At 63.2% G+C, this 5,195-nt stretch carries 4 protein-coding genes; 2 read left to right on the forward strand and 2 right to left on the reverse strand.

Features of this window, described 5'->3' with window-relative positions:
* The coding region (gene ade / locus C1D09_RS00890) for an adenine deaminase (RefSeq protein ID WP_143972555.1) at nucleotides 1–1,731 on the forward strand (1,731 nt) is incomplete at its 5' end.
* A gap of 25 nt (nucleotides 1,732–1,756) precedes the next feature.
* Here ade and C1D09_RS00895 read toward each other — a convergent pair.
* Complete coding sequence (locus C1D09_RS00895) at nucleotides 1,757–2,920, reverse strand: alpha/beta hydrolase (RefSeq protein ID WP_143972556.1); 1,164 nt, start codon at nucleotides 2,918–2,920, stop codon at nucleotides 1,757–1,759.
* A 142-nt stretch (nucleotides 2,921–3,062) separates the two neighbouring features.
* Complete coding sequence (locus C1D09_RS00900; protein ID WP_167514440.1) at nucleotides 3,063–4,169, reverse strand: alpha/beta hydrolase; 1,107 nt, start codon at nucleotides 4,167–4,169, stop codon at nucleotides 3,063–3,065.
* A 423-nt stretch (nucleotides 4,170–4,592) separates the two neighbouring features.
* Here C1D09_RS00900 and C1D09_RS00905 point away from each other — a divergent pair.
* Nucleotides 4,593–5,195, forward strand: a 603-nt coding sequence (locus C1D09_RS00905; protein WP_143972558.1) for a pyridoxal-phosphate dependent enzyme, incomplete at its 3' end; no start/stop codon positions are given.

Consider the following 5,195-nt stretch of genomic DNA (forward strand, 5'->3'; position numbering starts at 1 on the left):
AAGCCCGCCGATCTCGTCATCCGCAATGGCCGCTGGGTCAACGTTCACTCCGGCGAGATCATCGCCGGCACCGACATCGCCATTGCCGGCGGCCGCTTCGCCTATTGTGGACCGAATGCCGGCCACGCCATCGGCCAGAGCACCAAGGTGGTCGACGCCGGCGGGCGCTATCTGGTGCCCGGCCTCTGCGACGCGCACATGCATGTCGAAAGCGGCATGGTGACCGTGACCGAGTTCTGCCGCGCCGTCATCCCGCACGGCACCACGTCGATGTTCATCGATCCGCACGAGATCGCCAATGTGCTGGGCTTGCCGGGCGTGCGGCTGATGCATGACGAGGCCGTGGCGATGCCCATCAACGTGCATGTGCAGATGCCGTCCTGCGTGCCGTCGGCACCGGGGCTGGAGCATGCCGGCGCCGAGCTTACCGTCGCCGATGTTGCCGAGGCCATGACCTGGGAAAACATCATCGGGCTCGGCGAAGTGATGAATTTTCCAGGCGTCGCCGCCAATGATCCTGTCATGTCGGGCGAGATCGCCGCGACGGTTCGTGCAGGCAAGACGGTGGGTGGCCACTATGCCTCGCGCGACCTTGGCTTGCCGTTCCATGGCTATGTCGCCGGCGGCCCCGAGGACGACCACGAAGGTACGCGCGCGGAAGATGCCATCGCCCGTGTCCGCCAGGGTATGAAGGCGATGCTGCGGCTGGGTTCGGCCTGGTACGATGTCGCCTCGCAGATCAAGGCGGTGACCGAAGGCGGCATAGATCCGCGCAACTTCATCCTGTGCACCGACGACAGCCATTCCGGCACGCTGGTGCATGAAGGCCACATGGACCGGGTGGTGCGCCACGCCATCCAGCAGGGACTGAAGCCGGTGACGGCGATCCAGATGGCGACGATCAACACTGCCCAGCATTTCAGGCTGGAACGCGAAATCGGTTCGATCGCCCCGGGACGGTTGGCCGACCTGCTGATTGTCTCCGACCTCGCCGCAATGACCATCGATGAGGTTTATGCGCGCGGTGTCAGGCTCGCCAAGAGTGGCAGGCTCGACATCGACATTCCGGCCTACGACTACCCGAAGACGGCGAAGAACACCGTCAAGTTGGGCAAGAAGCTCAGTGCCGGCGATTTCGACATCACGGCTCCCAAGGGCGCCAACGAGGTGCGAGTGCGCGTCATCGGCGTCATCGAGAACCAGGCGCCCACACGGGCGCTGGAGGCGGATCTGCCGGTCGAGGACGGGCTGGTCGCCATGGACCGCCGCAACGACGTCTGCCAGATCGCGCTGGTCGAGCGGCACAGGGGTACGGGCGGCGTCACCAACGCCTTCGTTTCCGGCTTCGGCTATATGGGCGATTGCGCCATGGCCTCGAGCGTGGCGCATGACGCTCACCACATCATCTGCGTCGGCACCAACAAGCAGGACATGGCCCTGGCGGTCAATCGGCTGGGCGAAGTCGGCGGCGGCGTCGTGCTTTTCTCGAAGGGCAAGGAACTGGCGCTGGTCGAAATGCCGATCGCGGGCCTGATGTCGGACGAGCGCGCCGAGATCGTCGCCGCCAAGGCCGAGAAACTGACCGAGGCGATGCGCAAGATGGGCTGTTCCCTGAACAATGCTTACATGCAGCACTCGCTGCTGGCGCTGGTGGTTATTCCGGAGCTGAGGATTTCCGACGTCGGCCTGATCGACGTGACGACGTTCCAGAAGGTCGACCTCTTCGTCTAGACCACCCCCGACGCGGGTGACTGGCTCACCCGCCGGTGACGATGGTCAGCACCTTGAACGGCGTGGTAATGACCACCTCGGCGACCGAACCGACGGCCTTGCCGAGGCCTTGGCCGAGATTGTTGAGCTGCGCCGGATCGGGTTCGTCGGAGGCCAGGCCGGCAGGGGTGCGCAGGCGATCGCCGAGCAGTTGCACCAGGATGGGATTGTCGGCGAATTTGGCGTGGTTGAGGCCACCGTCGCCGCCCTTGATCTTGGTCAGGTCGACCACGGACACGCCGTAGCTGGCGAGATCGGCCGCATTGCCATAGTCGCCGACACGCGGCTTGTCGCCGGAGATAAGTGAAGACAATTTGAGTGCCCGGTCATCGCCGGACAGCAGCACGGCAAACGGCTTGTCCGGCTTGCCGTAACGCATCATCTGCTTTTTGAACACGTCGACATCGATGTCGGGCGAAGCCAGGACGACATAGCCGAGCTTGCCGCCGAGATCGCGGTCGCCAGTGATGGCGAGCTGGCGCAGCGCCTCCATGGTCAGCCAGGTTCCCATCGAGTGGGCGATGATGTCGATGCTCTTGACCCGTGTCTTGGCGAGCATTCTGAGCGTCGCTTCGAGATCGTCGCGAGCGGCGTTGGCGCTGTCCTTGTCGTAGATATAGCCCGTCGTCTTGGCACTCGACGCCCATGAAAAGAGCACCGGCGTGCCGGGATACTTCGTGTCGTGGGCGATCTGCGTCAGCCGGTAGATGCCGTCGTCGAAGCCATTGTTGAAGCCGTGCACGAACACCAGTGCGCGATCGCCACGCATGGCGATGTCGGCGCCGACCGCCTTGGCGAATTGCGAGGCATCCCCATAGTGGACGACATTGGTGGCGGTGAATTGTTTTGCCGGGTTCGAGTTCGCCGAACCCTTGGCCCGTTCGATGGCGCCGACCTGATGGACTTTCGGCACGGTGACGTCGACACGGGCGTAGCTGGTGGTCAACGAGCGATCGCCGTCAAACACCTGCCGTGGATCCTTGGTCGCCTGCTGGCGGGTGGTGGCGACGAAAATCTCGTGCGAGGCCGCGATGTCGGAGGCTGGTGCCGAGACCGTCGTCCTGTTGAGCAGATCATGCGTGTTCTGACCGGCACAGCCGGCAAGGGCGAGCGTCAACGCCACGACGAAACTGTTCAAGCGCAAGCTCAAGCGCCGGCTCCCGTAAAGGGGGACGTCAAGAGCATGACGTCACCGCTATTGCGATAGAGCCAGAGACCGGCCCGGTCCAGTTCAAAGTGGGCCGATACCTCGCGAATGGTGAACAGGCACGGCCAAATTCGCGCCGCTGCATCTACTGGGCGAGCAGGCTGATGCGGTCGGTCACGTCCCGATCACTGGCAAACCCGTCATCCTCGCGCAGCCGTTGGCCGATCATCTTCACCAAGGCCGGATTGTCCGCGAATTTCGTATGGTTGAAGCTGTCGCTGCCCTTGACCTTGGAGAGATCGACCACCGTCACGCCGTAGGAGGCAAGATCGGCGGCGTCCTTGTAGTCGCCGACGCGTGGCCGCGAACCGGCGATCAGGCCGGAAAGCCTCAGCGCGCGGTCGTCGTCGGACAACAGCAGGATGAACGGCTTGTCGGGCTTGCCATAGCGGCGCATCTGGCTCTTGAATACGTCGACATCGATGTCCGGCGAGGCCAGAACCACGTCGCCGAGCTTGCCGCCGAGGTCGCGGTCGCCGCTGATGGCCATCTGGCGCAGGGTTTCCATGGTCACCCAGGTTCCCATCGAATGCGCGACAATGTCGATGCGACGCGCACCGGACTGCTGCAGCATGCGCAATGTCACTTCGAGCTGGTCGCGTGCGGCGCTGGCGCTTTCCTTGTCATAGACATAGTCGGTCGTCTTGGCGCCCGATGCCCAGGAAAACAGCATCGGCGTGCCTGGATAGCCCGAATCGTGGACGATCTGGGTGAGACGGTAGACCGCGTCGTCGAAACCGGTGTTGTAGCCGTGCACGAAGACCATGACGCGGCCGCCGCGCGCCGAGATATCGGCATTGAGCGCGCTGGAGAATTTCGGTTGCGTGTCGTAGCCGACAACCTCGGAGGCCATGAAATATTTGGCCGGGTCATCCGACTTGCCGCGGGAGCGCCGTTCGATCTGACCGGTCGTGTGGACCCCCGGAACGGTGACGTTGACGCGGGCATAATTCAGCGTCGCCGATCGCTCGCCGTCGAAAACCTTGTTGGGGTCGTCGGATTTCTTGCGTGTCGTGGCGATGAAGATCGAGTGGTTGCCGGCGATTTCCGTCACCGGCGCGGCGACGATGGCGCTGCCTAGCAATTCCTGTGTTTGCGGGCCGGCGCAGCCGGCGACGAGCAAGGCGAGACAAACAGTAACGATCTTCTTCAAAGGCACGTCTGAAATTTCCACTCTGGCCAAAAGGCCCATCTACCCCCGCTGCACCTCCCGGACAGGGAGAGTGCGGCAGAACTAAGTCGTGTCCAGCCGAAATGTGGTCGGCGCCTGGTTTAGGCCGGCATACTGTTGCGCGAAAGCCAAAGTGGCCGAGCAAAAGCCGGGAAAACATCCTCCGCTCGAGGCGGATGCCGGGTACATCGGCCTCGAAGACACGCGTCGCTCCGATTTCGTGACCAGTCGATACCACGGCATGAACAAATGGGTACAAGCGCTTGCGGCTATTAGACGAATTGTGGCTGAACAGAGCTGGACGCGACCCGACAATGGCGTTGCGGGGCCGGATATGCCATAGGCAGGATCGGCTGTGAGAGATCAGCGCGCAATAAACAGACGCCGTGCGGCCAGGTTGATGACAGGGGTCCGCGCGGACATGCGGCACAAGGTGGCTTTCCGATGAACAGTTTCTCCTCCCGCGTCGCCACAGCGGCCGCCGCGATCCGCCAGATCTTTCCGGAAACGCCGCTACAGGAAAACGACTACCTGTCGAAGAAGACCGGCGCCCGGGTACTGCTGAAGCGCGAGGATCTGAGCCCGGTGCGCTCCTACAAGATCCGTGGCGCCTTCAACTTCTTCCGCAAGGCGCTTGCCGCGGGCAACCAGGCCGAACTGTTCGTCTGCGCGTCGGCCGGCAACCATGCCCAGGGTTTTGCCTTCGTCTGCCGCCATTTCGGCAAAAAGGGCGTGGTGTTCATGCCGGTGACGACGCCGCAGCAGAAAATCGACAAGACCAGGCTGTTCGGCGGCGATTTCGTCGAGATCAGGCTGGTCGGCGACTTTTTCGACGACTGCTATCGCGCCGCCTTCGAATTCACGGAAAGCTCGGGCGCCCACATGGTGCCCCCCTTCGACCACAAGGACATTATCGAGGGCCAGGCGACGGTTGCCAATGAGATCGCGGACCAGATGCCGGATGCGCGCATGCCCGACATCATCATGCTGCCCGTCGGCGGTGGCGGGCTCGCCGCCGGCGTGACGCATTATTTCGCCGATCAGGGC

It is taken from the genome of Mesorhizobium intechi, from assembly GCF_002879535.1.
Lineage (GTDB): Bacteria > Pseudomonadota > Alphaproteobacteria > Rhizobiales > Rhizobiaceae > Mesorhizobium > Mesorhizobium intechi.

Bases quoted from the DNA above. Each gene is read 5' to 3' on its own strand.
- C1D09_RS00900 (WP_167514440.1), bottom strand. From the start codon at position 4,169: ATGGGCCTTTTGGCCAGAGTGGAAATTTCAGACGTGCCTTTGAAGAAG.